The organism is Candidatus Epulonipiscium viviparus, from assembly GCF_000171335.1.
GTDB lineage: Bacteria > Bacillota > Clostridia > Lachnospirales > Cellulosilyticaceae > Epulonipiscioides > Epulonipiscioides viviparus.
The window spans coordinates 13,401-27,786 of record NZ_ABEQ01000035.3 but is presented as its reverse complement, the minus strand read 5'-3'; the positions used below and the strand labels follow the sequence as shown (position 1 = coordinate 27,786).

At 40.4% G+C, this 14,386-nt stretch carries 17 protein-coding genes; 4 read left to right on the top strand and 13 right to left on the bottom strand.

Annotated elements, in window-relative coordinates:
- The coding region (locus EPU_RS06465) for an ABC transporter permease subunit (RefSeq protein ID WP_029488146.1) at window positions 1–679 on the top strand (679 nt) is incomplete at its 5' end.
- Window positions 673–1,611 carry a carbohydrate ABC transporter permease gene (locus EPU_RS06460; RefSeq protein ID WP_029488145.1) on the top strand — a complete coding sequence of 313 codons (939 nt, stop codon included), beginning with the start codon at window positions 673–675 and terminating at the stop codon, window positions 1,609–1,611. The genes EPU_RS06465 and EPU_RS06460, both read left to right, overlap by 7 nt.
- Before the next feature lie 18 nt (window positions 1,612–1,629).
- On the opposite strand, the gene EPU_RS11760 is transcribed toward EPU_RS06460, so the two are convergent.
- The 7 genes from EPU_RS11760 to ureA are packed head-to-tail and all read right to left on the bottom strand — an operon-like array spanning window position 1,630 to window position 6,640.
- A complete protein-coding gene (locus tag EPU_RS11760) occupies window positions 1,630–2,412 on the bottom strand; it encodes an urease accessory protein UreD (protein ID WP_052296472.1) in 783 nt (260 codons plus the stop codon).
- The gene (gene ureG / locus EPU_RS06450; RefSeq protein WP_010167802.1) at window positions 2,402–3,022 is read right to left on the bottom strand and encodes an urease accessory protein UreG; all 621 of its coding nucleotides are present in this window, start codon (window positions 3,020–3,022) and stop codon (window positions 2,402–2,404) included. The genes EPU_RS11760 and ureG overlap by 11 nt, the downstream gene beginning before the upstream one ends.
- A 33-nt stretch (window positions 3,023–3,055) precedes the next feature.
- On the bottom strand, window positions 3,056–3,724 hold the full coding sequence (locus EPU_RS06445; RefSeq protein ID WP_029488143.1) for an urease accessory protein UreF: 669 nt from the start codon (window positions 3,722–3,724) through the stop codon (window positions 3,056–3,058).
- Window positions 3,702–4,220, bottom strand: coding sequence for an urease accessory protein UreE (locus EPU_RS11755; RefSeq protein ID WP_052296471.1), 519 nt, complete (start codon window positions 4,218–4,220; stop codon window positions 3,702–3,704). The genes EPU_RS06445 and EPU_RS11755 overlap by 23 nt, the downstream gene beginning before the upstream one ends.
- 9 nt (window positions 4,221–4,229) lie before the next feature.
- Window positions 4,230–5,933: an urease subunit beta gene (gene ureB / locus EPU_RS06435; protein ID WP_029488142.1), complete on the bottom strand. Its 1,704-nt coding sequence runs from the start codon at window positions 5,931–5,933 to the stop codon at window positions 4,230–4,232.
- The gene (locus EPU_RS06430) at window positions 5,933–6,319 is read right to left on the bottom strand and encodes an urease subunit beta (RefSeq protein WP_010167795.1); all 387 of its coding nucleotides are present in this window, start codon (window positions 6,317–6,319) and stop codon (window positions 5,933–5,935) included. Before EPU_RS06430 ends, ureB begins: the two co-directional genes overlap by 1 nt.
- Window positions 6,320–6,337: 18 nt before the next feature.
- Entirely contained in the window at window positions 6,338–6,640 is a 303-nt protein-coding gene (gene ureA / locus EPU_RS06425; protein WP_010167794.1) for an urease subunit gamma, read from the bottom strand.
- 136 nt (window positions 6,641–6,776) lie between these two features.
- On the opposite strand from ureA, the gene EPU_RS06420 reads away from it, so the two are divergent.
- The gene (locus EPU_RS06420; protein WP_010167793.1) at window positions 6,777–7,295 is read left to right on the top strand and encodes a YcxB family protein; all 519 of its coding nucleotides are present in this window, start codon (window positions 6,777–6,779) and stop codon (window positions 7,293–7,295) included.
- A 192-nt stretch (window positions 7,296–7,487) separates the two neighbouring features.
- On the opposite strand, the gene urtE is transcribed toward EPU_RS06420, so the two are convergent.
- From urtE to EPU_RS06390, 6 genes are all read right to left on the bottom strand, one after another.
- Complete coding sequence (gene urtE, locus EPU_RS06415) at window positions 7,488–8,180, bottom strand: urea ABC transporter ATP-binding subunit UrtE (RefSeq protein ID WP_029488141.1); 693 nt, start codon at window positions 8,178–8,180, stop codon at window positions 7,488–7,490.
- A 5-nt stretch (window positions 8,181–8,185) separates the two neighbouring features.
- Entirely contained in the window at window positions 8,186–8,941 is a 756-nt protein-coding gene (urtD, locus tag EPU_RS06410) for an urea ABC transporter ATP-binding protein UrtD (RefSeq protein WP_010167791.1), read from the bottom strand.
- 3 nt (window positions 8,942–8,944) lie between these two features.
- The gene (urtC, locus tag EPU_RS11750; RefSeq protein ID WP_044149706.1) at window positions 8,945–10,048 is read right to left on the bottom strand and encodes an urea ABC transporter permease subunit UrtC; all 1,104 of its coding nucleotides are present in this window, start codon (window positions 10,046–10,048) and stop codon (window positions 8,945–8,947) included.
- 12 nt (window positions 10,049–10,060) lie between these two features.
- Window positions 10,061–10,963, bottom strand: a complete 903-nt coding sequence (gene urtB / locus EPU_RS06400) for an urea ABC transporter permease subunit UrtB (protein ID WP_029488140.1) — start codon at window positions 10,961–10,963, stop codon at window positions 10,061–10,063.
- A gap of 24 nt (window positions 10,964–10,987) precedes the next feature.
- A complete protein-coding gene (gene urtA / locus EPU_RS06395; RefSeq protein ID WP_083792579.1) occupies window positions 10,988–12,190 on the bottom strand; it encodes an urea ABC transporter substrate-binding protein in 1,203 nt (400 codons plus the stop codon).
- 211 nt (window positions 12,191–12,401) lie between these two features.
- On the bottom strand, window positions 12,402–14,057 hold the full coding sequence (locus EPU_RS06390) for a glutamine--tRNA ligase/YqeY domain fusion protein (RefSeq protein WP_029488138.1): 1,656 nt from the start codon (window positions 14,055–14,057) through the stop codon (window positions 12,402–12,404).
- A 182-nt stretch (window positions 14,058–14,239) separates the two neighbouring features.
- Between EPU_RS06390 and EPU_RS14415 the strand changes: the two genes are divergently transcribed.
- Window positions 14,240–14,371, top strand: a complete 132-nt coding sequence (locus tag EPU_RS14415; RefSeq protein ID WP_010167779.1) for a hypothetical protein — start codon at window positions 14,240–14,242, stop codon at window positions 14,369–14,371.
- Window positions 14,372–14,386 lie beyond the last annotated feature (15 nt).

Sequence of the window (14,386 nt, the reverse complement as noted above, 5' to 3'; positions counted from 1 at the left end):
CAGTCTTTATGGGCTTGTTGTGGGTATTCCGTTTCCTGTAATTTTGGCAATATTACTAAAGTACTGTCCTAACAAAAAGTTTGGCAAATCTGTTCAAATCATTACATACGCGCCTCACTTTATTTCAGTTGTTGTTATGGTTTCTATCATAATGAAAACTCTCGACCCTCGAAACGGACTGATCAACAATCTACTTGGGGTCTTTGGAATAGACTATAGCCTCAATTTGCTTGCTATGCCCGAGGCATTCTCGTCGGTATATGTCTGGTCTGGGATCTGGCAAACGATGGGCTTTTCTGCGATCATCTATATTGCGATTTTGACGGGCGTTGATATAAGTTTACACGAAGCGGCTATGGTCGATGGCGCCAACGTAGTTCAACGAATCCGCCACATCGACTTTCCTGCCCTCATCCCGCAGATAACCATTTTGCTGATTCTTAGCTTGGGACGCATCTTAAATGTAGGCTTCGARAAAACCTTACTTATGCAAAACTCTCTCAACGCATCGGCATCGGAGGTTATTTCTACCTATGTATATAAGATGGGTATCGCCGCATCATTTCCAGATGTTTCCTATACCTCTGCAGTAGGATTATTTCAGTCCGTCATTGCGTTTATACTGATTTTTATTGTTAATAAAGTAGCACAGAAATATGGGGAGATGAGCTTATGGTAGAAAATTTRCAGCCAACTACAAAATTAGTTACACCAAAAAAACCTAAGCGGGAGTTCAATTCCGACAAGGTRTTTTATGTTATCGTTTATGCTTTACTTATCTTTACTGCGATAATTATTCTATATCCTTTGTGGTATATTTTCATATCATCATTTAGCTCTGGCGCCCGCGTCGCTGCCGGAGAAGTTGTCTTCTGGCCTTTGGATATCACTTTCGATGGGTACAAGGCTATTTTAGAACACAACAGCATTCCAACTGGCTTCAAAAATACATTTTTATATACAGTTTCGGGCACCGCAATCAACGTTGCGATGACTGTTATGGCAGCATACGCGCTATCTCGCTCCAAGCTTCCGTATAGAAATCAGATTACACTATTTTTTGCGTTCACAATGTGGTTTAACGGCGGAATGATTCCTACCTATTTGCTATACAAAGATCTTCATCTTATTGACAATCCGCTGGTTATGATAATTCCTGGGGCGCTTGGCATTTGGAATATGGTTATCACTCGCACATATTTTCAGAAGTCGATTCCCAACGAGCTACTCGAAGCGGCTACAATGGATGGCTGCAGCGACATTGGCTACTTGCTAAAAATTGTACTTCCGCTGTCAAAGCCTATCATTGCAGTAATCACGCTATACTATGCKGTTGGCCACTGGAACGCATTCTTTAACGCAATGATTTATCTACACACTCCTGACTACTATCCATTGCAACTAATCATGCGAGATATTTTAATCATTGGGCAGAATACAGAAATGTCGTCAGCCGGATACACTATGGAAGAAATTTTATACCGCGAAAACCTACAAAACATGTTACAGTACTCGGTTATCGTTGTATCAACAGCTCCTATGCTTATTTTATATCCATTTGTACAAAAATATTTTGTACAAGGAATTATGGTTGGGGCGCTAAAGGGATAATTTTATTGGGTTCACAGATTACTGTGACCCTTTTTTTAGTTGCTTCAATTTATCTATAATACTCATCAGYACTTGCGAATTATATCCCAATACTTTTACCACTACGGCATCTCCAAGRGCTTGGCTCACACCAAATAGTACTTCCTCCGCTATGTTGCTCAAATATTCTCTTATCGCCACTATCGATTTGCTGCCATATCCTACCATAACCGCATGCAACAGGTGCGTATACCCATCATATAGCAATAATCCCGACATCGCCATTTCCTGTGGCTCAAACCTCGCGTTATCAAAATATATCAACTCTTCTGCAACATAAATTTTGAGCCTAGATTTGTAATATCTRTATCGAAAAACTTCATTATAATGAACCCGCCCCGCAACCAACACTTCYGCAAACATCAACTTCGATGCGTCATCCGCTAACTTCACCGTTGTCACATTAGCAAAAGCGGAGTCTGCAAACGGAATGGTTGGCATCGGGGTATATAGTAACTCAGATTCGCTTGCAACAGAAATGGCTGTTTCCCTCGTTGCGCAGCCAGTTTTCATTTTGTGAATTTTCTCATATGACTGAGATGTTATCTCCACTTTGCTATTTTCTTCTATATCTATTGCTATATTTTGCGTATCGCCTTCCATAATTCCTGCAGATGATGAGAGAAGCATCACCGATACAAACCCATCATCTGCAGCAAACGGTGTCATTACTTTAAACGGCGACGTAAAGTAACAATTATACAATATATTATCTCTCATTTTAATATTTAATTCAGAAATTTGAGCATAATTATTTGTCATTGCTATATCCTTCTAATAATATATCACTCTTAATCCAAGCAACAACCTCGTCAATGCCCACATTACCTTTTATGTTCGAAAAAACAAATGGACGGCCCTTTCTCATCAACTTTGCATCGCGCTCCATCACATCAAGGCTGGCTCCCACATATGGTGCAAGGTCTATCTTATTGATTAGCAATAGATCAGATCGAGTTATTCCCGGTCCACCTTTTCGCGGAATCTTATCTCCCTCAGCAACATCGATTACGAAAATCGTCGCATCAACCAACTCCGGGCTAAATGTTGCCGATAAATTATCTCCACCGCTTTCTACAAATATGATATCCAAGTCATCGAAGCGCTTGGTCAACTCATCTATTGCCTCCAAATTCATAGAAGCATCTTCGCGTATTGCCGTATGCGGGCAGCCTCCCGTTTCTACTCCTATAATTCTATCTATTTCTAACACACTGTTTTGCGCCAAAAACTCCGCATCTTCTTTTGTATAGATATCATTTGTTACAACTGCAATACTATATTCTGCCGAAAGCCTCCTCGTTAAGCATTCGATCAAGGCAGTTTTTCCCGATCCCACCGGCCCTGCAACCCCTATTTTTACATAATTCATATACATTCCTCTTTCTTATTTTACCAATTTTGCTTATGACATATATAATCTCGAATAGAGCGTTTCGTGTTGCATGCATCGTATATCGTATGCAGGGGAAGCCAACCCCAGATCTTCTTCGTGTGCAGCCAACACTTTGTCAATAATTTCGTCATATTCTTTTGCCATTTCATGTAAGATCTGCTGTCCTTCGGTTTGGCTAAGAGGCACTGTYTTAACGCAGTTTATAACAACTGCCGAGACTTGCGAATAAATATAAAACTCCAACGCGGTTCTCTTATCTACTTCAATGCCACTACAAAACGCACCATATATTACTGAATAGTTAAGCAAGTGTACAAATTTCATCACTATCCCCATAGACGTTATGGTCTTTATAAATCGGTTACCCAATTTGAGGCTGGCTTCTCGAATTTCTTTTGCAGACTTTAAGGCAAGAAGCGTTTTGTCTAGCTCGCATAATTTTTCGGCACAGTTTGTTTCTGCATAGTCAAATGCCAACGATGCCGATAGCAGTTCTGTATATGTTGCCATTATTTTTAAATTGGAAGAAATATAGGCAATTGCGTCTGCCTTATTTTTAATTTTGTCATATGCGATATATGATTCTAATCCATACGAATGATTATAAGATCCTATTGGAAATACCGCATCGTTTACCTGCATCAGCAAGTATAAGCTAGTGCTTGTGGGTGTGCGCATAAAATTTACCTTCTAACTTGCCATCACTGCCRTCGTATCCGCCATCATGAGAATGCGAATGCCCTGCTGAACCCGAAATCATATTTTGGTCTGTAAACACTGCCTCTCCAACATGTACCGCAACRCCCAGCTTTTCTAGCAACACTTTGATCGGCTCTTCTACCGTTGTATAAAACTCTAGAGGATCGCTTCCTTTATATAGCGGAGCATGTCTATTGCCAATTTCATAGCACACTTTTGCTACCATCGCTGCATTTGGCACATTGATAATCAATGCTTCTGCAGGCAATATTTCTACAACATACGCTACCGCCCCCTCTGTTGCCAATACGTCGCCAGTTTTTAGACCTACAGCCGCTTGCGCATCGTCAAATCTTATGGCAATATCGCCTTTCTTAATAATTCTCTTGTGACGCTCGTGCCACTCAATTTCGATTTTTGTGGGAACATAGTTTTGATAATCTTCTATATTTCCTATAACTTTTTCTATTAACATAATTGCCTCCTAAAATAAATAGTATAACTGCGTCATCGGCAGTGTCATTGCAACATTACTTTTTATCACTTCTGCGTCCACTACAACTTCGTAGGTTTCTGCATCTACTACAATTGACGGCGTCGCATTGTTGTGTATTAAATCTTTTTTGCCAATATTTCTACAGTTCGATACCGGGATCAACATCTTTTCAAGGCCCAATCGCTCTTTGATGCCATTCTCCAAACTTGCTTTTGATACAAACGTTGCGCAGGTTTTATATTTYGCCTTTCCAGCTGCCCCAAACATATTTCTATATATTACTGGTTGCGGTGTCGGGATCGATGCATTGGCGTCACCCATCTTTGCGGCAATAATAAAACCTCCTTTRATAATCATCTCTGGCTTTACTCCAAAAAACGCTGGTTTCCATATGACCAAGTCCGCGATTTTGCCCACCTCAACAGACCCCACATGTTCCGCAAAGCCCGTCGCTATTGCAGGGTTTATTGTATACTTTGCAACATATCTCTTTGCTCTAAAATTATCGTTACCCGMTTTATCTTCGGGAAGCGGCCCTCTTTGGACTTTCATGCTGTGAGCTGTTTGCCATGTTCTGGTAATTACTTCGCCTACTCTYCCCATTGCCTGAGAATCTGAAGACATTATCGAAAAAACTCCCATGTCATGCAGCACATCCTCCGCCGCAATAGTCTCGGGGCGAATTCGCGAATCGGCAAATGCAACRTCCTCTGAAATTTTTTTATCTAAATGATGACACACCATCAGCATRTCTAGATGCTCATCTAGCGTGTTTCTCGTATATGGCATGGTTGGATTTGTTGAAGCTGGCAATACATTTTCCATCCCCGCAATAGTAATTATGTCTGGCGCATGGCCTCCTCCTGCTCCTTCTGTATGAAACGTGTGGATGGTTCGTCCCGCAATGGCCGCGATAGTATCTTCTACACACCCTGCCTCGTTTAATGTGTCTGTGTGTATGGCAACTTGCACATCATATTTATCTGCAACTGTAAGGCACTGATCGATCGCTGCCGGAGTCGATCCCCAATCTTCATGCAACTTAAGTCCCATTGCACCTGCGATAATCTGYTCTGCAAGAGGCGCTTCTGTGGAACAATTACCCTTTCCGTAGAAGCCCAAGTTCATTGGATATTCTTCTGCAGCCTCGAGCATTCGTTCTATATTAAAAGGGCCGGGTGTACAAGTGGTAGCGTTTGTTCCTGCAGAAGGACCAGTGCCACCTCCAATCATTGTGGTCACCCCGCTATATAACGCTGTTTCTATTTGCTGAGGACAGATATAATGGATATGCGTATCGATCGCGCCTGCGGTGATGATCATGTTTTCACCAGCAATAGCCTCTGTGCTTGCACCAACAATCATCGATACTCCATCTTGGATATCCGGATTTCCTGCCTTTCCAATACCTGCAATTTTGCCGTCTTTGATGCCTATGTCTGCCTTTACAATTCCCCAGTGATCTAGTATCAGAGCATTGGTGATTACCACATCTAGTGCGGCGTCGGAGGCTGCCGTTGCGCTAGATCCCATTCCATCTCGCAGAGTTTTTCCGCCACCAAACTTAACTTCTTCTCCATATACCGTATAATCTTTTTCTACTTCAATAAAYAAATCCGTATCTGCCAGCCGAACTTTATCACCAACAGTGGGCCCAAACATCGATACATAGCTACTTCTGGATATTATCATTATCTAYACACCTCTATCGTTTCTGTCAATTCCATCATTTYTTCTACTGCTTCTATTATTTCTATYATTTCTGCTGTAGTTTCTATTTTTCCATTTGTCATCCCATTTAGGCCGACGCAAGTTTTATTTCCACCAAGCTCTACCACTTCTACAAGCTTCTCTTCGCCAGGCTCAAACCTCACCGACGTTCCCGACGCGATGTTGAGTCTATATCCATATGCTTGCGCTCTTTCGAAATGCAAGAGTTTGTTTACTTCGAAAAAGTGAAAATGAGACCCAACTTGAACCGGCCTATCTCCCASATTTCTAACCTTAATCGTCTTTGTATTTTTTTCGGCATTGATTTCGATCGCTGCCTTTGCTAATATTATCTCTCCAGGAATCATATCCTCCGCTCCTTCTTTTTATCGTATTGGGTTATGAACCGTAACCAGCTTTGTACCGTCTGGAAAAGTTCCTTCTATCTGAATTTCTTCAATCATCTCTGGAACACCCTCCATAACATCATCTCGCTCCAAAAAAGTTGCTCCTATTTGCATCAGCTCGGTTACCGTTTTGCCGTCGCGCACCAGCTCGTATAGCTCGGACGAAATGTACGCCACCGCTTCTACATAATTTAGCTTGAGCCCTCTTCCTCGCCTAGCCTTTGCCAGTTCTCCCGCTTGATGAATCATCAGTCGTTCCATTTCTCGTGGTGTTAAATGCATGATTTACCTCATTTCTAAAAATTGATTTTATTTATTGTAATACCAAATACTAGAAAATTTCAAGGCAATTTTAACATTAAATCTAGTAATTTAGACAAAAATCGTGTATACTTTTTCTGATAAAGGAGGTGCTACAGTGGAAGATAAGCAAAAATTTTCAGTTGCTTTAGACGATATTGAGTTTACTAAATTTGCCAGATTTGACGTTTGGATACATCAACGCAAGCTGATTGCGGCAGTTGTGTTCGTTGCCATATTTGGGTTACTTGGAATATTTGCCACAGTATCTGCAATACAAACGCAAGATTCACTCATTTTTGCCGCCGTATTATTTTTTGTAATGCTTACAGTTCCTTTTGTATACGTTGTAACATTTGAGGCATCTATAAAGAAGGAATGTAATCGATTTCAGCTGGCTCAACCCAAGTTTGCTTATGATTTAGCATTCACATCTGATAGCATTACTATTGCCGCATCGAATAATTCTCATATGACATTTAAATGGTCGCAAGTCGACAGCGTATGGAAACGCAAAGATGTTACGTATATTTATATTGCAACGAAGGCGTATATCATCCCAAACGCATCTGGCGATACCGAAACTTTATGGAACTTGTTTCGGGCAAAACTGGCAAGCCAACAATGTCATCAATAAAAAAATACCTCCTGTGCCGCAACTGATGCTCGCATAAGAGGTATTTTTTGCTATTTTATTAGTAAGCTAGGCAACCACAAGCTGATCTGCGGTATAAATGTTACTAGCATCAAAACCACTATCATTGCCAAATAAAATGGTAGCGTTGCTTTTACGACCTTTTCCGGCGGAGTTAAGAGCCCCAACGGCCCCTTAGTGTGTCATCAATTTTTGAATTTGCTTTCCATCGGCAAYGTCCGCTGTAACAGTCAGAATTACCTCGCCTCTTTCCATCACGTTTATTATTGTACTATTCTTTAGAACAAAATCTAAGTATTGCTCCACTAGCAATATCGTAATCCCTTTCCATTCGTTTACTTTTTTTATGGCCACACCGATGTCTTCAATTATCGACGGCTGAATTCCTTCTGTGGGCTCATCGAGTATCAAAATTTTTGGCTCCGCCACCAACGCACGCGCAATCGCCAGTTGTTGCTGTTGCCCACCCGACAAATCTCCTCCTTTTCGCTTTGCAAACTGCGGCAGTATCGGAAATAAGTCATATAGATACTCTGGGATTTTTCCACGACCTCCAATCGGCTGCAGTCCCAGCTCCAAATTTTCCTCTACCGTCATTTGCGGAAATATATCTCTGCCTTGCGGCACATATCCGATGCCCATTTTTGCTCTGCTATAGGTAGGGAGGTTGGTGATATCTGTGCTRTCGAGCGAGATGCTACCCCTTGGGGTTTTGGCGAGACCCATGATGCTTTTTAGCGTGGTGCTTTTGCCTACTCCGTTTCTGCCAATGAGACTTACGATTTCTCCCGCCGGAATATCAAGCGATAAATTTTCGATAATCATACTTTCATCATAATACGTATACAAATTTTTAATCTTTATCATGGCTCTTATCCCCTTCCCAGATAGACGGCTTGAACAGTTTGATCATTTAGGATGTCGTCGATATGCCCTTCTCTGAGCACCTTTCCCTCATGTAGTACTGTTACAACATCTGCCACTTGCTTCACAAACTCCATATCATGCTCTATCACGATTATTGTACATTCCTTTTTTATTTCCTTTAAAATTTCTCCGGTTTTAAACGTTTCTGGCTTACCCATGCCTGCTGCTGGCTCATCTAGCATAATTACTTCGGGCTTTTGCACTAGCTGCATTCCAATCTCTAGCCACTGCTTTTGCCCATGCGCCAATGCCCCAGCTCTGGTGTCTATCTTGTCTAGCAAATCAATTTTTCTTAGCACCCGCTCGATTTCTGAATATTCTTGTAGCGAAGGCTTTTTTAAGATACTATCCCAAATGCCTTTATGCGATTTTAACGAAAGCTCCATATTCTCTCTCACTGTTAGATTTACAAACACCGATGGCACCTGAAATTTGCGGCCTATACCTTTTCTCACAATTTGATATTCCTTCATTCCCGTTAGCAATATTCCGTTATGCCCTTTAGGAAAAAACGAAACCTTCCCCGAAGTGGGCTTCGTCTTTGCGCATATGATGTCTAGCAGAGTTGTTTTGCCCGCACCATTTGGGCCTATAAAAAAATGAATTGTGTTGCGTCTAACTTTGGATGTCACGTCTGTCAATGCGTGAAAACCATCAAAGCAAACTGATATTTGACGGATATCTATTACTGTATCTGACATAGCCTATGCCTCCTTTGATATCGCCACGACCACTGTCGGCGACTTGCGCTTTTTTAACTTTGCTATTGCAGCTGGGATTTGCTCTTTTGCCAAGCCCACCAATCCACCTTTAAAAAATAGGATCGTTAAGCAAAATACTGCCCCAATTATATATTGCCACGCTTCTACAAAAATTCCAGAGCTCAGGTTATACTGACCAATGTTGATCAAAAAAGCCCCGATTACTGCTCCGATTATGGTACCTCGACCTCCTACTGCAACCCAAATTACCATCATGATCGAAAACTCTATCGTCATTTCAGACGGCGTAATGCTTCCGTTAAAGTTTACAAATATCGCGCCTGCTACCGCCGCAATTACTGCAGAYAATACGTATACAAAAGTCTTAAACAAACTTACGCTATATCCCGAAAAATAAGTTCTGTTTTCACCATCGCGGATCGCAACCAACACTCTTCCAAACTTTCGACCTACCAAAAACTTTGCAAATACATAAACCAGTATCAGAACTGCCAGTGTCGCATAGAACAACAAAAACATATTTCCGCGGTTGGCATCTCCTTTTACGCTTCCAAACAACGACTTGATTTCTGTTATTCCAACGTTTCCATTTGTATATGGCGACAGCGAAATAAATATTGAATACATGGCCCATGTTAGTGCCTGCGAGATGATCGAAAAGTATACTCCCTTAACTCTATTTTTAAACATCATATAGCCCACCAAAAATGACACTGCTGCCGGAATGGCTATCATAAAAAACATCGCATTTGGTAGATATTCAAATATTTTCCATATTAATGGTAATTCTTCTATACCTCCCACTCGCATAAAGTCCGTAATTTCTCCTCCCGTACTCACCAATTTTAAGTACATTGCCATCCCATAACCCCCGAGCGCAAAGTATAGCCCATGCCCCAAGCTGAGTATTCCTGTGTATCCCCAAATTAGATCTATGCCTATCGCCACAATTGCATATGCCATGCATTTTCCTATAAAGATTACTGTTGAGCTTCCGCCTATTAAGTTTAATTGCAATAGCACCGGAACCATCGCTAAAATTATTACAATCACCGCAAAGCTGATATTTTCTCCTTTTCCTTTCATTGCAATCCCCCCTTAATCTAAGTCTCTACTTCTCACTACAAACAATCCTTGTGGCCGCTTTTGCAAAAATATTATCACTATGAATAACACAATTGCTTTTGCCATCGTTGCGGATGTATAGTTCTCTGCAAATATACTAGCAAACCCTATGATTGCCGCACCGATCACACTGCCTTTGAGATTTCCAACGCCGCCCAACACTACCACCATAAAGGCATACACGATATAGTTTTGCCCCACTGTGGAATCCACCGAGCCTAGCAGCGATATCGAACAACCTGCTATCCCCGCAATTCCCGAACCTATTGCAAATGTCAGATTATCTACTCGCCTCGAATTTATGCCCATACATTGTGCCATTCCTCTGTTTTGCATTACTGCTCTCATCTGTTTGCCAAATCCCGARCGATACATTATGTACCATGTCAATACAATACACATTACCACGCTGAAAATTATGAAAAGTCTGTTATACGAAAGGGTAATTCCTCCTATCGAAATACCTCCAAACAAAAATTCTGGTGCTTTTACATTTACGCCTTGCGCACCAAAAATGGACCTTGCCAATTGTTGTAATATAAGGCTGACTCCAAATGTTGCTAGAAGCGAATCAATTTCACGACCATATAATCTCGAAATTACCAACTTTTCTAGTAGACTTCCGATTGCAAATGCCGCCAAGAATGCTATCGGTATCGCAACCACATAATACCAACTTTGAAATTGCTCTGGCACCACTGCTGCAAACACCATCTGCACCACATATGTTGCATATGCACCAATCATGATAAATTCTCCATGAGCCATATTAATTACGCGCATTAAACCAAATGTTATTGATAAGCCCAACGAGGCCAATAAAATTATTGATGTCAAACTCAATCCATTAAATAGTGTATTTACAAATTGATYCATTCTTACCCTCTCCCTCACAAATTTTTAACGTATTATTTCTGCCCAATCATAGGTTGTTAGATATGGATCTGGCGCTACTGCCTCTCCTGTTGCAAATACTTCGTAGATCAACCCRTCTTCTCTTACTTCTCCTATGCGCACCGGCTTTGCTAGATGCTGATTTTGTCCATCGATTATGACGGTTCCTTCTGGCGCATCAAAAGATACTGCCCCTGTTGCTATTGCGTCTAACACATCTTCTACCGCAAAGCTGCCTGCCATCTCTACCGCCGCTTTCCATAGGTAAACCGCGTTGTATGCCGCTTCAGCCGGGTCGCTTGTTACTCTGTTGGCACCAAACATGTCTTTGTACGCTTCAACAAATGCTTCGTTTTCTGGTGTATCTGTAGTTTGATAATAGTTCCAGGAAACCAAGTGATCTTGTAATATCTCTGCCCCGATTGTCGCAACCTCTTCTTCTGCAATCGAAAAAGACATAGTCATATAATCTTCTGCTGTATAATTTTTCTCAGACATTTGCTTAAAAAACGATACGTTGCCAGTTCCGTTTAGCGTATTTATTATTACGTCTGGATCGGCTTCTTCTATTTTTGCGATGATAGCCGCGAAGTCGGTTTGCTCCATATCTGCATACTCTTCTCCCACTATATGTATGTCATCATAAGCTGCAAGCTGAGCTTCTATGATCATATTGGCAGTTCTTGGAAATACATAGTCGGATCCTAATAAGAAAAAGTCTTCGTAACCTTGGTCTATCAGATATTCTATTGCAGGTACGATTTGCTGATTTGGAGCCGCTCCTGTGTATACAATATTACTACTCGCTTCCATTCCTTCGTATTGAACAGGATACCATAGTAATGCGCCATAATCTTCGAATATCGATTTTACTGCCTTGCGTGATGAAGAGGTCCAGCAACCGAAAACCGCCGCCACATCTTCGCTATCAACTAGTTTTTCAGCTTTTGTTGCAAAAGTTGAGGGGTCAGATGCACCATCTTCGGAGATGTATTCGATCTGCTTTCCTAAAACTCCCCCTGCTTCGTTGATCTGAGTGATTGCCAACACCTCCGCATCGCGCACGGATTTTTCGCTAATTGCCATCGAACCTGTCAACGAATGTAATAATCCAACTTTTACAGTATTATCATCCGCTACCTCACTGTTGCATCCTGTTATTCCTATCATAGATACTAAAATTGCAATTGCGCCACCAAATTTTTTCATTTTCATTTCCCCCTCTTAAAATATAAAAAGATCAACACCCATGCAAATACAGGCGTTGACCCCATTGTCAACAAAATATAAAAAAAGCCAGCATCCCCAAAAATGAATGCTGACCCCATTGTCAATCTTATAACTCTATAATATTAGCACCACTCGAAATTTATTCCAAAATTTTCAAATTTTTTGCAGCTTCCAATGCTGGCAATCTATATTATATTTTAAATGAACTCTTTAATGGCACAATTTGATTAAATACTAGCTTGTCTTTTGTAGTATATTTGGTATCTACATTGAAAAATCCATGTCGAACAAACTGAAATTTATCCAATGGTTTTGCATTTTTAATCGCTTCTTTTTCTATATATCCCTCAAATATTTGAAGCGAATTTGGATTGATTTGTTCTAAGAAATGCTTCCCTTTATTTTCTTCTTTATCATCTTCTATCAATGGCTCAAAAAATCTAAACTCGCATGGCASCGCATCTTTTACGCTTATCCAATGAATTGTGGATTTTACTTTTCGTGCAGTAAAGCCACTTCCACTTTTAGTTTCTGGGTCGTATGTTGCTCGGATTTCTGTTACATTGCCCGCATCRTCTTTAATAACATCGGTACATTTTATAAAATATGCTCCCTTAAGGCGCACTTCATTACCCGGAAACAGTCTAAAATATTTCTTTGCAGGCACTTCCATAAAGTCATCTCGTTCTATATAAATCTCTCTTGAAAACAAAATTTTTCTGCTTCCCATTGCTTCGTTTTTAGGGTTATTCTCAATTTCCACATACTCAGTTTTATCTTCTGGATAATTTGTAATAACCACTTTTAGAGGATTGATGATTGCCATAGCCAGAGGAGCCTTTGGMAGCAAGTCTTCTCGTACGAAATAGTCTAACATCTGAGAATCCACTACCGAACTTGCCTTTGCAACACCAATTTCGAAGCATAAGTTTCTAATTGCTTCTGCTGTATAGCCGCGTCTTCGAAGCCCTGATATAGTTGGCATTCTGGGATCGTCCCATCCGTCAACTATTCCTTCATCTACTAGCAACTTAAGCTTTCTCTTGCTCATAACTGTATTGGTCATATTTAGGCGCGCAAACTCTATCTGACGAGGAACGCTTTCCATTTCACATTCTCGAACCACCCAATCGTATAGCGGGCGATGATCTTCAAACTCCAGCGTACATATCGAATGCGTGATCCCTTCTATAGCATCTTCTAGAGAATGCGCGAAGTCATACATTGGGTATATGCACCATTTATCGCCAGTATTGTGATGCGTATTATGAGAAATGCGATATAAAATAGGGTCACGGAAATTGATGTTTGGGCTACTCATATCAATTTTGGCACGCAACACACGCGATCCATCTGGAAAATCTCCATTCTTCATTTTTTCAAATAATTCTAGATTTTCTGCCACACTTCTATTGCGATACGGACTATCTTTGCCTGGTTCACTCAGAGTTCCGCGATATTCTTTCATTTCTTCGGGAGTTAGTTCACATACATACGCAAGTCCCTTTTTAATCAGGAGCACTGCCTTAGCATACATAGTGTCAAAATAGTTTGATGCAAACAACAGCTGATCCCACTTAAATCCAAGCCATTTTATATCTTCTTGAATCGAATTTACGTATTCTTCATCTTCTTTAGTAGGGTTGGTATCATCAAATCTCAAATTTACCTTGCCATTAAATTGTTTAGCAATGCCAAAATTTAAGCATATACTCTTTGCGTGACCTATGTGCAAATAGCCATTTGGTTCTGGCGGAAATCTCGTTATGATCTGATCATGCTTTTTTGACTCTAAATCCTTTTCAATAATTGTATTTATAAAATTTGACTGTGTCTTAGTTTCCATAATTATCCCTTCAAGTTAAAATTATACTCTCAGTATAACCATGTTTTTGCATTTATATAACATCTCTCCCTGCTTCGACCGCCAAAAAATTTAAATTTTTTTCAATTTATGTATAAGATCAGAAAATACCTGGCATACTATTTCCGTAATTATTTTATTTTTTTTTAAAGGAGATATTTGAGATGGCAAAAAATAAGAATAACAAAGCTAAGAAGAAAACTAAAGACAGATCTAATGTTCAAAGTTCTCAGACTGAAGAACTTGTTATGGAAGTTGCAGAAGAAATTACTCCATCTAAAAAAAAGAGAAAATAACACACGCAATATAAA